The sequence below is a fragment of the Acinetobacter sp. ANC 4470 genome (genome assembly GCF_002135335.1).
Taxonomy (GTDB): Bacteria; Pseudomonadota; Gammaproteobacteria; order Pseudomonadales; family Moraxellaceae; genus Acinetobacter.
Genome location: NZ_NEGC01000005.1, coordinates 16,027 through 31,732, shown reverse-complemented (window position 1 = coordinate 31,732; position 15,706 = coordinate 16,027). Strand labels below are relative to the sequence as shown.

Here is a 15,706-nt window from a genome sequence, read left to right as displayed (position 1 = left end):
ACAGTAACTTTGTAGTAGCAAAATAAGCCTGTAAATTTAATGCCTTAATTTTAAAATCGATGCATAAATTTAACCGAATTTCTGTTTTTGCTAAAATTAATCAAAAATTAACTAGACTAAAAAAACAACATTTCCTAGAATGCAGCCACTAATTAAAATAATACCCTTACAACAATAAAATATTATGCTAAAAACGATCTATGCTGTTATTGAAGCTATGGGCTTAAGTTTGCACAAGCGAGCCCTACATATTCATTTTTCCAATGAATTACTCAATCCTCAAGTCTTGATTCAAAGAATTGAAGGGTGCCATCGTATCAATCAGGGGCTTAAAGCTGAACTGATTTGCTTGTCGAGTAATACATATATTCCACTGAAACAATTTATTGGCACGCAAGTGGCAGTCGATCAAGTTACAGATTTGGGTGAACTCTACCGAATAACAGGCATCATTACGGGGGCTAGCCAAGGGCAAAGCGATGGTGCATTGGCCTTATATAAATTGACCCTTGAAGATGCCACGGCACTTTGGCATAAACGCCGTAATAGTCGCGTGTTTATGAACAAAACTGTGCGTGAGATTAGTGAAATCTTATTTAAAGAATGGCAAAGTAAGAGCTCATTATTTGCAGCAAGTTTAAGTTTAAATGCGCAGGGCTTAAGTCAAGAATATGATGTGCGGCCTTTTGTGATGCAAGCCAATGAAACCGATTATGAGTTTTTAACACGACTTTGGCGCAGTGAAGGCATCAATTGGTTGGTTGATGAAGCTGAAGCGCTGGCTATGCATTCTTCAAGCACGATTCAAGCGCAAAAATTACGTTTAATCGATGATCATCAACAATATAGTGCCTTAAGCCGAAGATCCATTCGTTTTCATCGCAGTCATGCCACAGAACGTTTAGATAGTATCACCAGCTTTACTGCACAACGTTATTTACAATCAACGTCTATACAGACGCAGCGTTGGCAAGCCAATCGCCTATCTCAAGATCAAAGCCATAGTCAGCTGAGTCATCATCAACATAGTGATGTACAAGACAATGAAAGCTTAAGTTTGGAACAGGCTTGGAGCATCAGCCCCGCGTGGACAGCAGATTTAACGGGGGCAGATCAAAGCACGGCTTCAGGCAGTCAGCAATTAGACAAGCTCAATCAAAAACTGTCGCAATATCAGAACTTACAATCTAAATATTTCACTGCCAAAAGCAGTGTACGTGATGCACAAGTGGGTTATTGGTTTGAATTGATTGATCATCCTGAAATTGATTCACATTCAGGTTCAGATAAAGAGTTTCTGATTTTAGGCAAAATTTTTTACAACCAAAACAATTTGCCCAAAGATATTTTACAGCAATTCGATAGCCTATTAAGTTTGAGCCATTGGCAGTATCAGGGCGATGAACGGCAGGCTAATGAGCTGTATCTTGTGCGCCGTACAATTGCCGTTGTTCCAGAATATCATCCTTTACAGCATCGCCCAGCAGCCTATCCACAACGTGCCAAAGTGGTTGGACCTGAAGGTGAAACGATTTATGTCGATGCTTGGGGGCGGATTAAAGTACGCTTTATGTTTACGCGTGCCGATGACCATGCACATGATGGTGGCGCGGGAAGCAATGACAATGATGCCGATTCAGCATGGGTCGATGTGTTGACTCCTTGGGCAGGTGAAGGTTATGGGGCGAGATTTCATCCACGTATTGGTGAAATTGTGGTGATTGATTTCTTTGAAGGAGATGTTGACCGACCCTTTGTGTTGGGGCGTATCCATGAAGCTGAGCGACACCAGACCATGTTTGATATCAAAGGACAGTTACCCGATACCAAAAAACTCAGTGGCATTCGTTCACAAGAAGTTGGTGGTTCGGGGTTTAACCAGCTGCGTTTTGATGATACGACGGGACAAATCAGTACTCAATTGCAGAGTAGTCATGGCGCGAGTCAGCTTAATTTGGGTCATTTGAGTCATCCTAAAACTGCTGAGACCAGTGTTGGTCGAGGAGAAGGCTTTGAACTCAGAACAGATCAGTATGGTGCTGTTCGAGCAGGCAAAGGGATGTTAATCAGCACCTATGCTCAAGAACAAGCCATTGCAGATCATTTAGAAGCAGCACAAGCACAGTCTTTGCTGACCCAAGGTCACGAAAGCATGAAAATGCTCAGTGAAATTGCGGTTAAACAGCAAACCGATGCACTCAATGTCATTGGGCGCTTACCGAAACTGATTCAATCTTTGGAACTCAAAAGTACCAGTCAAGCTTTGAATACCACGTTGAATTTATTTAAACAGAGTGTGAGTCGTGATCCACTGAACGCTTTAAAAGATTGTGGTGGCTTTATTCAGGATATGGGGCAGTTTGCCGAACATGGCAAAGGCATTGTTGATGAATTTAATAATTTTTTTACCGATGCAAAAGAAGCGGTCGAAAACTTAAAAGAATTTATTGAAAATGTCGAAGAACATGGATCTGACCTAATCAAAGGCAAGCTCGCGAGTATTAAAGACAATCTTGAATCGAACCCTTTGGGAAGTTTACAAGAAGTGAGCAAAGTGCTAGCGAATGTTGATATGAAAGATTTTGATATCATGAGTACTTGTGGCACGTTCAGTAAGGGCAACAAATTAGACATAACACCAAATAAAGCATTCAGTTCATTACAAGGCTTTATGGAAGGCTACACCCAAGGTTTACAAAGCAGTACTGATGAAAAAAAGCAACAACAAGGTAAATTGTTTAGACAAGCACTGATGTTATTGGCTTCACCGAATGGTATCGCTTTAACTACACCTGAAGACATTATTCTACAAGCCTCTCAAGATATTGCGACGAGTGCACAAGGCTCAATGAATTTAAGTGCGCAGAAAAATATTGTGGCACATGCTCAAGATAAAATCAGTTTATTTGCAGCGCAGAAAGGACTCCGAGCCTTTGCTGCGAAAGGTAAGGTCGAAATTCAAGCTCAGGATGATGCCATTGAAGCCATTGCACGTAAGGTAATAAAACTGATTTCAACTGAAGAAAAGATTGAAATTGTTAGTCCTAAAGAAATTGTTCTTACTGCTGGGGGTTCTCAAATCAAAATTAATGCTCAGGGTATTTTTACTACGACGGGTGGAAAGTTTGAGAGTAAAGCAGGGCAGCATAGTTTTGTGGGTGGGCAGAAAGTAAAAGCAGAAATAGTTTCCTTGTCAAGTATAAATAAAATAAAAGTATTTACCAATAAATGGGATTTTTATGACTTATTCTATGAAACTGATTTCTCGAATGTGGGATATAAATTAATTAATAATCAAAATAATACTTATATTTCAGGGGTTTTAGATGAGCATGGCCGAACTCAGCGCATGAATACAATGACTAATGAACATCATGACATTTTGATTGGAACGGATGATGAATGGATGGTTTCAATAGATGATGACAGTGAGGATGATGATCTCGAATATAGCTGTAGTTGTGGGGCACATGCGGATCTTAAGAATGAGAGGGAGATATAATTATGGACTGCTTAGCAAATATTAAATTTTTAGATGCTCTTGATCAGCCGATTAATGCCTTAGCTCATCAACTGTGGGTTGGTTCATTACTTATATCTGATCATATCACTCTTGATAACGGGGAGTCTGTCTGGATTAAACGTCCAATAGGTACAATTATTGATGTAAAAATAAGAAGTCTTGTATCGGCAGAATATAAATCTAAGGTAAAAATACAGCTCATAGGAGATAAGACCACATTCATTGTACGTAGTCCTAAAGTGTTACTGAAGGGGGTAAATTTATCTGCTAAAGATGTAGTGACAGGCACATATTTAAGATCAACGTATATTGTTGCTGAAGGTGATTATTTATCCCGAATAGCCAATGATAACGATACAACTACAATAGTACTCGTCACAATCAATAATTTAAAAAGTGAGACAGATATTCATCCAGGACAAGTGCTAAAAATTCCTATTAAAAAGAATGAAATATCTACTTCACAGTCTGAAAATAAACCTAAAGTAAAAAAGCCTAGCCAGCAAGAAAAAATAAAGGTTATTGTTGTGCAGCAAAAAGATAATTTACCTTTAATTGCCAAACTTACAGACAATACTGTAGATGAAATTAAAAAACTTAATAATTTAGGTAGTGGTAAGCTTATTGAAAATCAAAAATTAACAGTTTATGACCGTAAAGTTACGCGTATAGAGCCAGAGTCTCAAGTAGAGAAGAAAAAGGAAGAAAATAAGCCAACAAGCCAACTAATGATTAAGCAAGATGCATCTAAAAATAAAGAAGAAGCACCAGTAGCAAAGGTAGAATCTAGCACTACAGTACTTTTAAAAGTTTCCCAAAGAAATGAAAAATCAATAGCTAGATTACATCCTCAAGTAAGAGGGTTGATAAGACGGTTTATTAATGATGTATACATAAAGCATCAGGTACAGCTCGTTATAGTTCAGGACTATCGTACATATGCACAACAAGATGCTTTATATGCAAAAGGTAGGACTACATCTGGGAGTATTGTAACAAATGCAAAAGGAGGGCAAAGTAATCATAACTTTGCTTTAGCTGTTGATGTTTTTCCATTGTGGAATGATGGCAAGTTGCATATGGATGCAAAGTCAGATAAGAAAAATATTGAGATTCTTAGAAAAATTTCGTCTGTAGGTAAAAGTATTGGACTTGAATGGGGAGGAGATTGGAAATCAATAGTTGATAATCCGCACTTCCAACTCAAAACTGGCAAAACGATGTCTCAATTAAGGGTGTTAACTGAAAGTGCAGGTGGAAACCCTTTAAAGGTAAAATATGATGTTGAATAAAATTTTTAATAAAACTTATATCTTTCTATTCATATTTTTAGTCGCATGTGGTAGTTCTGCAAATCAGAATACTCAAAAAAATAAAATATTTGAGCTGGACTTAACTAATGAGCAAATAAGTGCAGAAGGAGGTGCAATTGAACTGCAAAAGAGTGGAAATAATTGTTCTCTTATACTTAATCTTTATAATGAGTCTGGTCAGGAAAGTTACAATTTCCAATTTAAAGCAAATGATTTGATAAAGACATCTCATCTAACTTATAGATATAAGAATGGTTTATTAGTCACTGATGATGATTTAAAAGATCTCATTGCTGATGACAATACTGTTTCAAATGACAATGATATGGAGCTAGTCAGCAAAAAATATTTTATTGGAAATAAAAATAAGAGTATCGCTAAAAAGTTCAAACTTTTTAAGCAAAAAATCCCTAAATCTATTTTAATTAAAAATTGTAACTAAACTGAATCCTGCTTAAGTCAACGATTCAAGTTCATGAAACATTGATTTAAGCAGGATTTGGGTTATTCATTTCACCCTTCCAAAACTTCCTCCAATAACTCTTCACTTGGCGCGAAGTAATAAGCCCCATCCATTGGGGTGACAAAATGAAGCAGTCGATCGTGAATACCATCACCGCTTGTCCCAAACATACGAAATAACATTGCATCAATAATGCTTAAATCTTGGGTGTAAGCAATAAAAAATAAACCCTGATCACCTTTACCATCACCATAAGGCAGTGAGTGACGTAAAATTTCCATCTCTTCGCCTTCATCATCTTCAACCACTGTACGGGCAACATGCGAATTTTCAGGTTTAACGTCATCATCAAGTTCAATGGACTCTAATTTAGTACGACCAATCACTTGTTCTTGTGTATCAACTTTGAGTTGTTTCCATTTTTCTAAGTTATGTGCATAGCGTTGTGCAAAAACAAAAGAACCATCTACAAAGATTCCAGCATCGTTACCCAGTAAAGCAACCTCAGCACGGTCATCTGGGAATTGAGGGTTTTCAGTACCATCAATAAAACCCGTCAAGTCACGACCATCAAAATTGCGGAAGCAGACACGTTCATCCAGTACCTCAACTTTGTCCGTAATACCTTCAAAAAAAGCTTGGCTCAATGCAAAACAAATATCAGTACGCTGCGCTGCAATGTGGATGAGTACATCGGCAGGTTTTACAGGCATTTCAAAAGAACCCTGAATGGGTGCTAATTGTTTAAAACCTTTAGGCGCTTGCTTATAAAGTTGTGCCCACAGCTCTGGACCAAAAGCGACTCCAGTTTTAATTTCGGCATGAGGAAATTGTGTAATTAAACGATCTCGTGTGCTAAATAAATTTTCAAGTTTTTCTTTTAATTCTTTAGTGCTTAAGTCTTTTAAACGCAGAACAATAAATCGAGCATGATCTGAAGGTAAGGGTAAAATTACAGATTGGGCGGTCATTTATGGCTCCTAAAATTTTTATAAAATATGTGATTAGCTTTATTGTGCCTGATCATCAATGGAGTGAATAGTCCAAATTTTTATTTTTAGTGGATCAATAATTACGCATTTAAAAGATGAAACATCATATAATTCTGAGATCTTTTTTTACTCTGTTGAAATATGTCTTACCAAATTTGGCTGGCTTATATGTTGGCATGTTGGGTGATTAGCATTTCCCCTGGTGCTGGTGCAATTGCGTCCATGTCGAGTGGTTTAAATTATGGATTTCGACGTGGTTATTGGAATGCTTTGGGTTTGCAATTGGCCTTATTGGTACAAATAGGGATTGTCTCGGCTGGGGTCGGGGTGTTATTTACTACCACACCTTGGGCTTTTTTATTGGTAAAATGGTTTGGTGTTGGCTATTTACTCTATTTGGCTTATCTCCAATGGAAAGCACCTCTGCAGTCGATTGAAATTAAAAATGAACAATTCAGGAAGTCTATTTTCAAATTAATTTTGTCTGGTTTCTGGGTCAATCTGAGTAATCCCAAAGCGATTGTCTTTTTACTGGCCGTGTTACCGCAGTTTTTAGATTTGTCCAAACCACTGTGGATTCAGTATCTGATTATGGCTATGACGATGATTACCATCGATCTGATCGTCATGGCTGGATATACTGGTTTAGCTGCAAAGGTTTTGAGATTATTGAAATCACCAAGACAACAAAAATATATGAATCGTACTTTTGCGGTGCTGTTCAGTTGTGCGGCTTTATTGTTAAGTATGCTACATCAATAAATCGAATTTTCTAAAATATGCTCCACCCAATCATTTTGATAGGAGGATTCCTTTTCTTTTGGAAAAGGAAGTGGAACCTAAAAAGAGATCATTTAAGCAATTTTTTTCATTTTCTGAAAAATAAAAATTGCAGTAAATAAAATAGCCATCGTTAGCACGATACTTAAACCCGTGGAAATATTTAAACCAGCACTCGACCATAAGCCAACTGTCACACCAATTTGTGCCATCACAAAAGCCCAAACCACCATCTGTTTTGGGGAGTGTGCCAGTAAACGTGCTGTTAAAGCAGGAATAACCAGAAGTGCACCCATCAATAATGAACCGACGGCACGTAAAGCCAATACGGTAAATAATGCCAACAGCAACATAAATACCAGACGTTGCCATTTCGCATTCACTCCTTCGCTCACAGCAATATCAGGGTCAATGGCAATTTGAATTTGCGCTTGCCAGCTTTTATAGAGCACGGCTAAAGCAGCAATAATTACTAAGACAAACATGGGTAAATCTGACCATGAAATTTGTAGCAAATCGCCAAATAAATAGCTGAGTAATTCAGGTCTTAAACTGGGAATATGTTGAATAAACAATAAACCTGAGCAGAGTAGGGTAGCTGAACAGAGTGCAAGCAAAGCATCGTTGGGGAGGCGAGGGTCATGGAGTACCCATAAAATAGCCACCAATAAAAAGGCTAAAAAAGTCACACCCAGCCAAAGCGGTAAACTTAAAGCACCTGCAATCGCCACACCGAGTAAAGTTCCGTGTGCCATGGTGTCTGCAAAAAAAGACATGCGTCGCCATAACATTAAACAGCCTAATGGTGCAGTGAGAAACACCAATAAAGTTCCCATTGTCCATGCAGGTAACAATAGTTGTAACCATTCCATCATGGCTTAGGCTTCCGGTTCGGGGTGAATATGTGGTCGTGAATCATGTTGACATGGAATGGCACTATCACCATGTGCGCAATGGTCATGATGATGTTGATAAAACACCCGATTGGTGCCAAAGATAGCTTGATATTCTGGGTGTTGTTGCACGTTTTCAGGTAAGCCGCTACAACAAATATGTTTGTTTAAACAGACCACACGATGTGTCCCTTGCATCACCCATTGCAAATCATGCGAAACCATAAGTACAGCACAACCATATTTTTGTGGCAGGCTGCGCACATAATCATACAATTCGGCTTCAGATTGAATATCCAAACCTTGCATCGGTTCATCAAGCACTAAAATGTGGGGTTGACGCAATAAAGCCCGTGCCAATAACACCCGTTGTCGCTCGCCACCAGAGAGTTGTTGCACTTTAGAATTTTGTAATTTAGTGATGCCAGTATCGCGAATAATTTCTGCTTTTTTCGTCGCATCACATTTTTCTAAAGCCAATAAATCTTGTACACGTAGTGGCAAGCTATGCGATGGATTAAACTTTTGCGGTACATAAGAAAACTTTAGTTTCTGATGGCTATGAATTTTACCAGAGTTGGCTTTCACAATGCCTAACAGTACTTTAATTAAGGTCGATTTCCCTGCGCCATTGGGACCAATCAGCGTGACAATTTCTTGCTCATGTAGCGTAAAATCAACATTTTTTAAAATATCGATTTCATCAATCCGCACACTGATTTTGTCTAAGGCAATCAGTGGCTGGGCCGTGACTATTTGTTGCGACACTGCTGACATATCCCAGAAATTTCAATAATACTGTGATGTGCAGTAAATTGATCAGATGCAGAAAGCTCATCTAATTGTTTAAGTAAGTTTTGAGCAGATGCTTCTTTAACATTTTTGCAATCTGTACAAATTAAAAATGCAGCCTGATGTCCTTCACGCGGATGGCAACAAGGAATATACGCATTAATCGAGGTTAAACGGTGGATTAAACCCTTTTCTAATAAAAAATCTAAAGTACGGTATACCGTGGGTGGGGCAGCAGGGCGGTCAGATTCACTTTTTATTTTTGCCAACAAGTCGTATGCACCCATTGGACCTGTCGCATTTAAAATCAGTTCGAGGACTTCTTTACGTAAAGGTGTTAAACGTGCACCAACAATTGCACAGAGGTTTTCTGCTTCAGCAAGACGTATTTCGACATTATGATGGTCATGTACGCCATGTAATGCATTGTGATGTTCGTGCGAACATGAGCTCATAGCAAAACCTCAAGAGCGAAATTGATAAAAACAAAATGACATGAAATATTAACATGAAGCGCCAGCTGTTTCGATTAGACGTATGTATTTCTGCCCATTTGTTATATTATAACACCTAATGAGTATTTGGTGATCTTCTTCATGTCCCGTTTTTTTGCATTTTGTGCACTTGCTTTATTCAGTAGCCTAGGCTGGTCAAATAGTTTAGTGGTTTCGACGCATCCGATTTATCTGATTGCGCAAGAAATTACGCAAGGGATTGAAAAGCCTGTACTGTTATTAGCAGATCAAACTGGACACGATGTCACTTTAACGCCTGCCCATCGTAAAGCAATTCAAGGTGCTTCTTTGGTGATTTGGTTGGGTAAAGCCCATGAAGCACCGCTAGATAAGTTATTGTCGGATAATCCTAAAGCGATTTCTATTTTAGATTCAGACATTGTTCAAACGCTACCGCAGCGTAATACTCGTGGTGTTGCTTTAAACAATACCGTAGATACCCATGTTTGGCTTGATCCAAATAATGCGGTACGGATTGGTTTTTTTATTGCGGCACTACGCTCACAACAAGTCCCTGAACTCAAAGAGGCTTATTGGGCGAATGCGAAACGTTTTGCCCAAGAAATGTTGATAACTGCACAACACTATAATAGCAACTCATCTTTGAAGACTTACTGGTCATATCATGATGCTTATCAATATTTAGAGCGCGTTTTAAATTTAAAGTTTGCTGGAGCGTTGACCGATGATCCACATGTTGCACCGACCCTCGCGCAAATTAAATACTTAAATGATAGTCGCCCAAATCGAAATATGTGTCTATTGGCAGAGGGGCATACCAGTAAGAATCAGTATCAGAAGCTGACGCCTATTACCTTTCAGGCTGTCGATGAAAGCATGAGTGGGGCAGGTGATTTTGTGCTGGCATGGAAAGCATTGGCTTCGAAAGCCTATAGCTGTGTGCAAAATGCACGAAAATAAGGCAAAAAATAAACAGAAAGTGATTAGATCAAAAGCAGGCTGGGCATCGAAAAAAACACGACTAAGGTTGGGAAAAGATTGCATGTTTAGGGGTGTAACTCTATAATGCCTGCGATTAAAACGATCATCAGCTAAACTTGTCAAGCATGAATGCTGTGAGTGAATAAATAATGAGCCGAACTAGTCGCATGATTGACCGACGATTAGCGAAAGCTTTAGTCATCTTACAAGCGGGCATGATCCCTGTTTCAGCCTTGATAGCGTGGGTCTTGAAAGACTCAACTGCAGCTCTAAGCGCCGCACTTGGTGCGTTGGTTTGTTGGCTTGCAAGTTGTTATTTTTCTTGGCAATCGTTTCGAGCCGCAGGTGCACGAGCCTCAAAACAAGTTCTTTTGAACATGTATCGGGGGCTAATGGGTAAGTTTGCAATTGTGATCGTTGGTTTCATTTTAATTTTAAACACTGTCAAACCGTTGTCAGCGGCGGCATTGTTTTGTAGTTTTATTCTTGTTCAAGCTATGTCGTGGGTCGCTCCATTTTGGGTGTCACGGCAACAAAAACGATTATAGACGCAACAAAAAATTGAAAAGTTTTTTAGGAGATGAACGAGATATCAAGCAGCACGCGATGTTCGTTCACTCTATTTAGTATTTGACATTGACCAGGTGTGATTTATGGCTGCTGAAGAACATGCCCTTACTTCGACCGAGTATATCAAGCATCACTTGACCAATTTGACCTATGGCAAGATGCCGGATGGTTCATGGAAGTTGGCTGAGACTGCTGATGAAGCTCAACAGATGGGGTTCACTGCTATTCATTTGGATTCAATGGGTTGGTCAATTACGCTTGGTGTGATTTTCTGTTTGTTGTTCTGGTGTGTAGCGAAAGCTGCTAACTCTGGTGTTCCGACCAAGTTCCAGTCTGCAATTGAAATGATTATCGAGTTTGTTGACTCAAGTGTTCGCGACACATTCCATGGCAAATCACGCTTAATTGCACCACTTGCACTGACCATTTTCGTGTGGATTTTCCTCATGAACGCAATGGACTTAATCCCTGTTGACTTTATCCCGTATACAGCTCAACTGATTGGTGCAAATGTATTTGGTATGGATCCTCACCACGTTTACTTCAAAATCGTTCCATCTACTGATCCAAACATTACCCTTGGTATGTCTTTGTCAGTTTTTGTTCTGATCTTGTTCTATAGTATTCGCGAGAAAGGAATCGGCGGTTTCGTCGGTGAATTGGCACTGAACCCATTTAACCCAAGTAACCCAGTTGCAAAAGCGTTACTTATTCCAGTAAACCTTATTTTGGAATTAGTAACTTTCCTTGCACGTCCAGTTTCATTGGCTCTGCGACTTTTCGGTAACATGTATGCAGGTGAGTTAATCTTCATCTTAATCGCATTATTACCGTTCTGGATCCAATGGGCGTTGTCTGTGCCTTGGGCGATTTTCCACATTCTTGTTATTACGCTACAAGCATTCATTTTCATGATGCTGACTATCGTATACTTGAGCATGGCAAGCGAAAAACATTAATGGTATTGCCTAACTATCACGAGATGGTTAGGTACAGTTTTTTAAACTTAATTAGGTGAAAACCTAACCTCTGAGGAATTTTTCATGGAACCAACTATTATTCCAGGTTTAGTTGCTATTGCTGCTGCAATCCTAATCGCTTTTGGTGCTTTAGGTACTGCAATTGGTTTTGGTCTTTTAGGTGGCCGCTTCCTTGAAGCTGTTGCTCGTCAACCAGAATTGGCTCCACAACTTCAAACTCGTATGTTCTTAATCGCAGGTCTACTTGATGCTGTGCCTATGATCGGTGTTGGTATTGGCTTGTTCTTCATCTTTGCTAATCCATTTGTAGGTTAATCAGCTTAATTCCTAAATTAAACTATTGAGGAATAGCAATGAATATTAACCTCACATTGATTGGTCAAGCGATTTCATTTGCGATTTTTGTCGCATTTTGTATGAAGTTTGTATGGCCACCACTAATCAATGCGATTAGTGAACGTCAGCGTCGTATTGCTGATGGCCTAAATGCTGCTGAAAAAGCAAAAGCTGACCTTGCAGATGCGCAAGCACAAGTGAAGCAAGAGCTCGATGCAGCAAAAGCACAAGCGGCTCAATTGATCGAACAAGCGAACCGTCGCGGTGCACAATTGATCGAAGAAGCGCGTACCCAAGCATCTGCTGAAGGTGAGCGTATTCGTCAACAGGCGAAAGAAACTGTTGATACTGAAATCAATGCTGCTCGCGAAGAATTACGTCAACAAGTTGCTACTTTAGCAATTACTGGCGCAGAAAAAATTCTAAACCAGCAAGTTGACGCAGAAGCTCACAATGCCATGCTAACTCAGCTGGCTGCTAAACTTTAAGCGAGGCGAAATATGGCTGAACTCTTGACGTTGGCACGCCCGTACGCCAAAGCAGCATTTGCTTTCGCTTCTGAGCAAAGTGCAACTGACAATTGGTCGAATGCGTTACAAGTGCTCAGTGCTGCGGTGCAAGACGAAGCATTTTCCGCTTATTTGAATCGCCCTGAGCTTACTCCTGCTGAGCAGGTGAGTATTTTTGCAAAAGTTTTAGGTGATAACCAAACACAAGCAGTGTCAAACTTTTTGACACTTCTTGCGGATAACGCTCGTTTAGCGTTGTTGCCTGAAATTGAAGCAGAATACGAACTACTCAAATCACAGAATAACAATACTGTGGATGTTGTGATTGAATCAGCATTCCCGATGACTTCTGTACAGGAACAATTATTGACTCATGCGTTAGAGAAAAAACTTAACGCTGCAGTAAATGTTTCTGTTGAAGTCAACCCAGCGTTAATCGCGGGTGTTGTTATTCGTGCAGGCGACCAAGTGATAGATGATTCTGCGCTTAACAAGCTTGAAAAAATGCGGACTCGTCTTCTTGCATAACTGCTTGAAGAAGACTGAACTAATAAAAGATTGAGGTATAGCGCAATGCAACAACTGAATCCATCCGAGATCAGTGCGCTCATTAAACAGCGTATCGGCGATCTGGACACCAGCGCGACTGCTAAAAACGAAGGGACCATTGTTATGGTTTCCGACGGTATTGTGCGCATTCACGGTCTTGCTGATGCAATGTACGGTGAGATGATCGAATTCGACGGCGGCTTATACGGTATGGCACTGAACCTAGAACAGGATTCAGTGGGCGTCGTTGTTTTAGGTAACTACTTAAGCCTTCAAGAAGGTCAAAAAGCGCGTTGCACAGGTCGTGTATTAGAAGTTCCGGTTGGTCCAGAACTTTTAGGCCGTGTAGTAGATGCTTTGGGTAACCCAATTGATGGTAAAGGCCCTATTGATGCAAAACTCACTGATGCTGTTGAAAAAGTAGCACCAGGTGTAATTTGGCGTCAATCAGTGGATCAACCTGTACAAACTGGTTATAAATCAGTAGATACAATGATCCCTGTAGGCCGTGGTCAACGTGAGTTGATCATTGGTGACCGTCAAACTGGTAAAACAGCAATGGCGATCGATGCGATCATCGCTCAGAAACATTCTGGCATTAAATGTGTATACGTAGCTATTGGTCAAAAACAATCGACTATCGCTAACGTGGTACGCAAGCTAGAAGAAACTGGTGCTATGGCGTATACCACTGTTGTAGCTGCTGGTGCAGCTGATCCAGCAGCAATGCTGTATTTGGCTCCATATTCTGGCTGTACAATGGGCGAATACTACCGTGACCGCGGTGAAGATGCGTTAATCATTTATGATGACTTGTCTAAACAAGCTGTTGCGTATCGTCAAATTTCATTGCTTTTACGTCGTCCACCAGGTCGTGAAGCGTATCCAGGAGACGTGTTCTATCTACATTCACGTCTACTTGAACGTGCTTCGCGTGTATCTGCTGACTACGTTGAGAAATTCACTAACGGTGAAGTTAAAGGCCAAACTGGTTCATTAACTGCATTACCGATTATTGAAACTCAAGCGGGTGACGTATCTGCATTCGTACCGACTAACGTAATTTCGATTACTGATGGTCAGATCTTCTTAGAAACATCATTATTCAACGCAGGTATTCGTCCTGCTGTGAACGCGGGTATCTCTGTATCTCGTGTTGGTGGTTCTGCGCAAACGAAGATTATCAAAAAATTGTCTGGTGGTATCCGTACTGCTTTGGCGCAATACCGTGAATTGGCAGCATTTGCTCAGTTTGCTTCTGATCTTGATGAAGCAACACGTAAGCAACTTGAACATGGTCAACGTGTAACTGAATTAATGAAGCAGAAACAATATGCTCCATATTCAATTGCTGACCAAGCTGTTTCAATTTATGCATCTAACGAAGGTTATATGACTGACGTTGAAGTGAAGAAAATTGTAGACTTTGATGCTGCATTAATTTCTTACTTCCGTTCAGAAAATGCTGCGTTGATGCAAAAAATCGATGAGTCTGGTGATTACAACAAAGACATCGAAGCTGCAATTAAAGCAGGTATTGAAAGCTTTAAAGCGACTCAAACTTACTAATTTTAGCAGTTGCTAAAAGCTAGTTAAGTTTGGTTCACGGATCAACCTTCGGAGGCTTGAAAAAGCCTTCGAATACTAGGTTAAGCGTATGGCAAATTTAAAAGAAATTCGCGCCAAAGTAGCCAGTATCAAGAGCACGCAAAAGATTACTCGCGCGATGCAAATGGTGGCTGCTTCTAAAATGCGTCGTGCGCAAGAGCGCATGGCTCAAGGCCGTCCGTATGCCGAAAATATGCACCGTGTAATTGCTCATTTGGTACAAGCGAACCCTGAATACAAACACCGTTATATGGTTGAACGTCCTGTAAAGCGCGTTGGCTATATTATTGTTTCTTCAGATCGTGGTTTGGCAGGTGGCTTGAACATTAACTTGTTCAAAAAAGTTGTTAAACACGTACAGCAACAACAAGAGCAGTCAATTGAAGTTCAATTTGCTTTAATTGGTCAAAAAGCGGTTTCGTTTTTTAAAAACTACGGCGGTCAAGTGCTTGGTGCGACTACGAATGTAGGCGACGCTCCAAGTCTTGAACAGTTATCTGGCTCTGTACAGGTGATGTTGGATGCATTTGATAAAGGCGAGTTAGATCGTATTTATCTTGTATCGAATGGCTTTGTGAATGCCATGACTCAAAATCAAAAGATTGAGCAACTCGTTCCTTTAGCTGCGGCTGAAGAAAGCGATAATCTGAACCGTTCATACGGTTGGGATTACTTATATGAGCCTGAAGCTGAAGAGCTTTTAAATGGCTTATTGGTTCGCTATATCGAGTCTGTGGTGTATCAAGGTGTGATTGAAAATATCGCATGTGAGCAATCTGCACGTATGGTCGCTATGAAAGCAGCGACTGATAATGCGGGTGATATCATTAAGAGCCTACAACTTATTTATAACAAGCTGCGTCAAGCCGCGATTACTCAGGAAATTTCTGAGATCGTTGGTGGTGCCGCTGCCGTTTAACATTATTTTGAATTGAGGAGAC

General features: G+C 40.0%; 16 protein-coding genes. 12 read left to right on the top strand and 4 right to left on the bottom strand.

Annotation, left to right across the window (positions count from 1 at the left end):
* Window positions 1–184 precede the first annotated feature (184 nt).
* Genes B9T25_RS08675 through B9T25_RS08665 form a run of 3 tightly spaced genes read left to right on the top strand, consistent with a single transcriptional unit; the run spans window position 185 to window position 5,278 of the window.
* On the top strand, window positions 185–3,502 hold the full coding sequence (locus tag B9T25_RS08675) for a type VI secretion system Vgr family protein (RefSeq protein ID WP_086188050.1): 3,318 nt from the start codon (window positions 185–187) through the stop codon (window positions 3,500–3,502).
* A gap of 2 nt (window positions 3,503–3,504) precedes the next feature.
* A complete protein-coding gene (locus tag B9T25_RS08670) occupies window positions 3,505–4,815 on the top strand; it encodes a M15 family metallopeptidase (RefSeq protein WP_086188049.1) in 1,311 nt (436 codons plus the stop codon).
* Entirely contained in the window at window positions 4,805–5,278 is a 474-nt protein-coding gene (locus tag B9T25_RS08665) for a hypothetical protein (protein ID WP_228146870.1), read from the top strand. The genes B9T25_RS08670 and B9T25_RS08665 overlap by 11 nt, the downstream gene beginning before the upstream one ends.
* Before the next feature lie 71 nt (window positions 5,279–5,349).
* Here the strand turns inward: B9T25_RS08665 and B9T25_RS08660 are convergent, their stop codons facing one another.
* On the bottom strand, window positions 5,350–6,270 hold the full coding sequence (locus B9T25_RS08660; RefSeq protein WP_086188047.1) for a Dyp-type peroxidase: 921 nt from the start codon (window positions 6,268–6,270) through the stop codon (window positions 5,350–5,352).
* Between the two features lie 162 nt (window positions 6,271–6,432).
* Here B9T25_RS08660 and B9T25_RS08655 point away from each other — a divergent pair, with 162 nt between their 5' ends.
* Window positions 6,433–7,053 carry a LysE family transporter gene (locus tag B9T25_RS08655; RefSeq protein WP_086188046.1) on the top strand — a complete coding sequence of 207 codons (621 nt, stop codon included), beginning with the start codon at window positions 6,433–6,435 and terminating at the stop codon, window positions 7,051–7,053.
* A 92-nt stretch (window positions 7,054–7,145) separates the two neighbouring features.
* On the opposite strand, the gene znuB is transcribed toward B9T25_RS08655, so the two are convergent.
* Genes znuB through B9T25_RS08640 form a run of 3 tightly spaced genes read right to left on the bottom strand, consistent with a single transcriptional unit; the run spans window position 7,146 to window position 9,211 of the window.
* Window positions 7,146–7,946, bottom strand: a complete 801-nt coding sequence (gene znuB / locus B9T25_RS08650) for a zinc ABC transporter permease subunit ZnuB (protein WP_086188045.1) — start codon at window positions 7,944–7,946, stop codon at window positions 7,146–7,148.
* 3 nt (window positions 7,947–7,949) lie between these two features.
* Entirely contained in the window at window positions 7,950–8,741 is a 792-nt protein-coding gene (gene znuC, locus B9T25_RS08645) for a zinc ABC transporter ATP-binding protein ZnuC (RefSeq protein ID WP_086188044.1), read from the bottom strand.
* On the bottom strand, window positions 8,717–9,211 hold the full coding sequence (locus B9T25_RS08640) for a transcriptional repressor (RefSeq protein WP_086188043.1): 495 nt from the start codon (window positions 9,209–9,211) through the stop codon (window positions 8,717–8,719). The genes znuC and B9T25_RS08640 overlap by 25 nt, the downstream gene beginning before the upstream one ends.
* Window positions 9,212–9,352: 141 nt before the next feature.
* Between B9T25_RS08640 and B9T25_RS08635 the strand changes: the two genes are divergently transcribed.
* The 8 genes from B9T25_RS08635 to atpG all read left to right on the top strand — a co-directional run bounded on the left by B9T25_RS08635 (window position 9,353) and on the right by atpG (window position 15,684).
* Complete coding sequence (locus tag B9T25_RS08635) at window positions 9,353–10,192, top strand: metal ABC transporter solute-binding protein, Zn/Mn family (RefSeq protein WP_086188042.1); 840 nt, start codon at window positions 9,353–9,355, stop codon at window positions 10,190–10,192.
* A gap of 170 nt (window positions 10,193–10,362) precedes the next feature.
* Window positions 10,363–10,761, top strand: coding sequence for an ATP synthase subunit I (locus B9T25_RS08630; protein ID WP_086188041.1), 399 nt, complete (start codon window positions 10,363–10,365; stop codon window positions 10,759–10,761).
* A gap of 105 nt (window positions 10,762–10,866) precedes the next feature.
* On the top strand, window positions 10,867–11,742 hold the full coding sequence (gene atpB, locus B9T25_RS08625; protein ID WP_004649569.1) for a F0F1 ATP synthase subunit A: 876 nt from the start codon (window positions 10,867–10,869) through the stop codon (window positions 11,740–11,742).
* A gap of 84 nt (window positions 11,743–11,826) precedes the next feature.
* A complete protein-coding gene (atpE, locus tag B9T25_RS08620; RefSeq protein WP_039620623.1) occupies window positions 11,827–12,078 on the top strand; it encodes a F0F1 ATP synthase subunit C in 252 nt (83 codons plus the stop codon).
* A gap of 38 nt (window positions 12,079–12,116) precedes the next feature.
* Window positions 12,117–12,587, top strand: coding sequence for a F0F1 ATP synthase subunit B (locus B9T25_RS08615; protein ID WP_086188040.1), 471 nt, complete (start codon window positions 12,117–12,119; stop codon window positions 12,585–12,587).
* Window positions 12,588–12,599: 12 nt separating this feature from the next.
* A complete protein-coding gene (locus B9T25_RS08610; protein ID WP_086188039.1) occupies window positions 12,600–13,136 on the top strand; it encodes a F0F1 ATP synthase subunit delta in 537 nt (178 codons plus the stop codon).
* Between the two features lie 45 nt (window positions 13,137–13,181).
* Window positions 13,182–14,726 (top strand): F0F1 ATP synthase subunit alpha, encoded by a 1,545-nt coding sequence (gene atpA, locus B9T25_RS08605; RefSeq protein WP_086188038.1) that lies wholly within the window; start codon window positions 13,182–13,184, stop codon window positions 14,724–14,726.
* Window positions 14,727–14,814: 88 nt separating this feature from the next.
* The gene (gene atpG / locus B9T25_RS08600; RefSeq protein ID WP_086188037.1) at window positions 14,815–15,684 is read left to right on the top strand and encodes a F0F1 ATP synthase subunit gamma; all 870 of its coding nucleotides are present in this window, start codon (window positions 14,815–14,817) and stop codon (window positions 15,682–15,684) included.
* Window positions 15,685–15,706 lie beyond the last annotated feature (22 nt).

What these genes read in the sequence shown, in the direction of transcription:
- B9T25_RS08655 (WP_086188046.1), top strand. Translation starts at nt 6,433, where the DNA reads ATGTCTTACCAAATTTGGCTGGCTTATATGTTGGCATGTTGGGTGATT.
- B9T25_RS08660 (WP_086188047.1), bottom strand. Translation starts at nt 6,270, where the DNA reads ATGACCGCCCAATCTGTAATTTTACCCTTACCTTCAGATCATGCTCGA.
- znuB (WP_086188045.1), bottom strand. Translation starts at nt 7,946, where the DNA reads ATGATGGAATGGTTACAACTATTGTTACCTGCATGGACAATGGGAACT.
- atpB (WP_004649569.1), top strand. Translation starts at nt 10,867, where the DNA reads ATGGCTGCTGAAGAACATGCCCTTACTTCGACCGAGTATATCAAGCAT.
- B9T25_RS08675 (WP_086188050.1), top strand. Translation starts at nt 185, where the DNA reads ATGCTAAAAACGATCTATGCTGTTATTGAAGCTATGGGCTTAAGTTTG.
- B9T25_RS08610 (WP_086188039.1), top strand. Translation starts at nt 12,600, where the DNA reads ATGGCTGAACTCTTGACGTTGGCACGCCCGTACGCCAAAGCAGCATTT.
- atpA (WP_086188038.1), top strand. Translation starts at nt 13,182, where the DNA reads ATGCAACAACTGAATCCATCCGAGATCAGTGCGCTCATTAAACAGCGT.
- B9T25_RS08640 (WP_086188043.1), bottom strand. Translation starts at nt 9,211, where the DNA reads ATGAGCTCATGTTCGCACGAACATCACAATGCATTACATGGCGTACAT.
- B9T25_RS08670 (WP_086188049.1), top strand. Translation starts at nt 3,505, where the DNA reads ATGGACTGCTTAGCAAATATTAAATTTTTAGATGCTCTTGATCAGCCG.
- atpG (WP_086188037.1), top strand. Translation starts at nt 14,815, where the DNA reads ATGGCAAATTTAAAAGAAATTCGCGCCAAAGTAGCCAGTATCAAGAGC.
- B9T25_RS08615 (WP_086188040.1), top strand. Translation starts at nt 12,117, where the DNA reads ATGAATATTAACCTCACATTGATTGGTCAAGCGATTTCATTTGCGATT.
- znuC (WP_086188044.1), bottom strand. Translation starts at nt 8,741, where the DNA reads ATGTCAGCAGTGTCGCAACAAATAGTCACGGCCCAGCCACTGATTGCC.
- atpE (WP_039620623.1), top strand. Translation starts at nt 11,827, where the DNA reads ATGGAACCAACTATTATTCCAGGTTTAGTTGCTATTGCTGCTGCAATC.
- B9T25_RS08635 (WP_086188042.1), top strand. Translation starts at nt 9,353, where the DNA reads ATGTCCCGTTTTTTTGCATTTTGTGCACTTGCTTTATTCAGTAGCCTA.
- B9T25_RS08630 (WP_086188041.1), top strand. Translation starts at nt 10,363, where the DNA reads ATGAGCCGAACTAGTCGCATGATTGACCGACGATTAGCGAAAGCTTTA.
- B9T25_RS08665 (WP_228146870.1), top strand. Translation starts at nt 4,805, where the DNA reads ATGTTGAATAAAATTTTTAATAAAACTTATATCTTTCTATTCATATTT.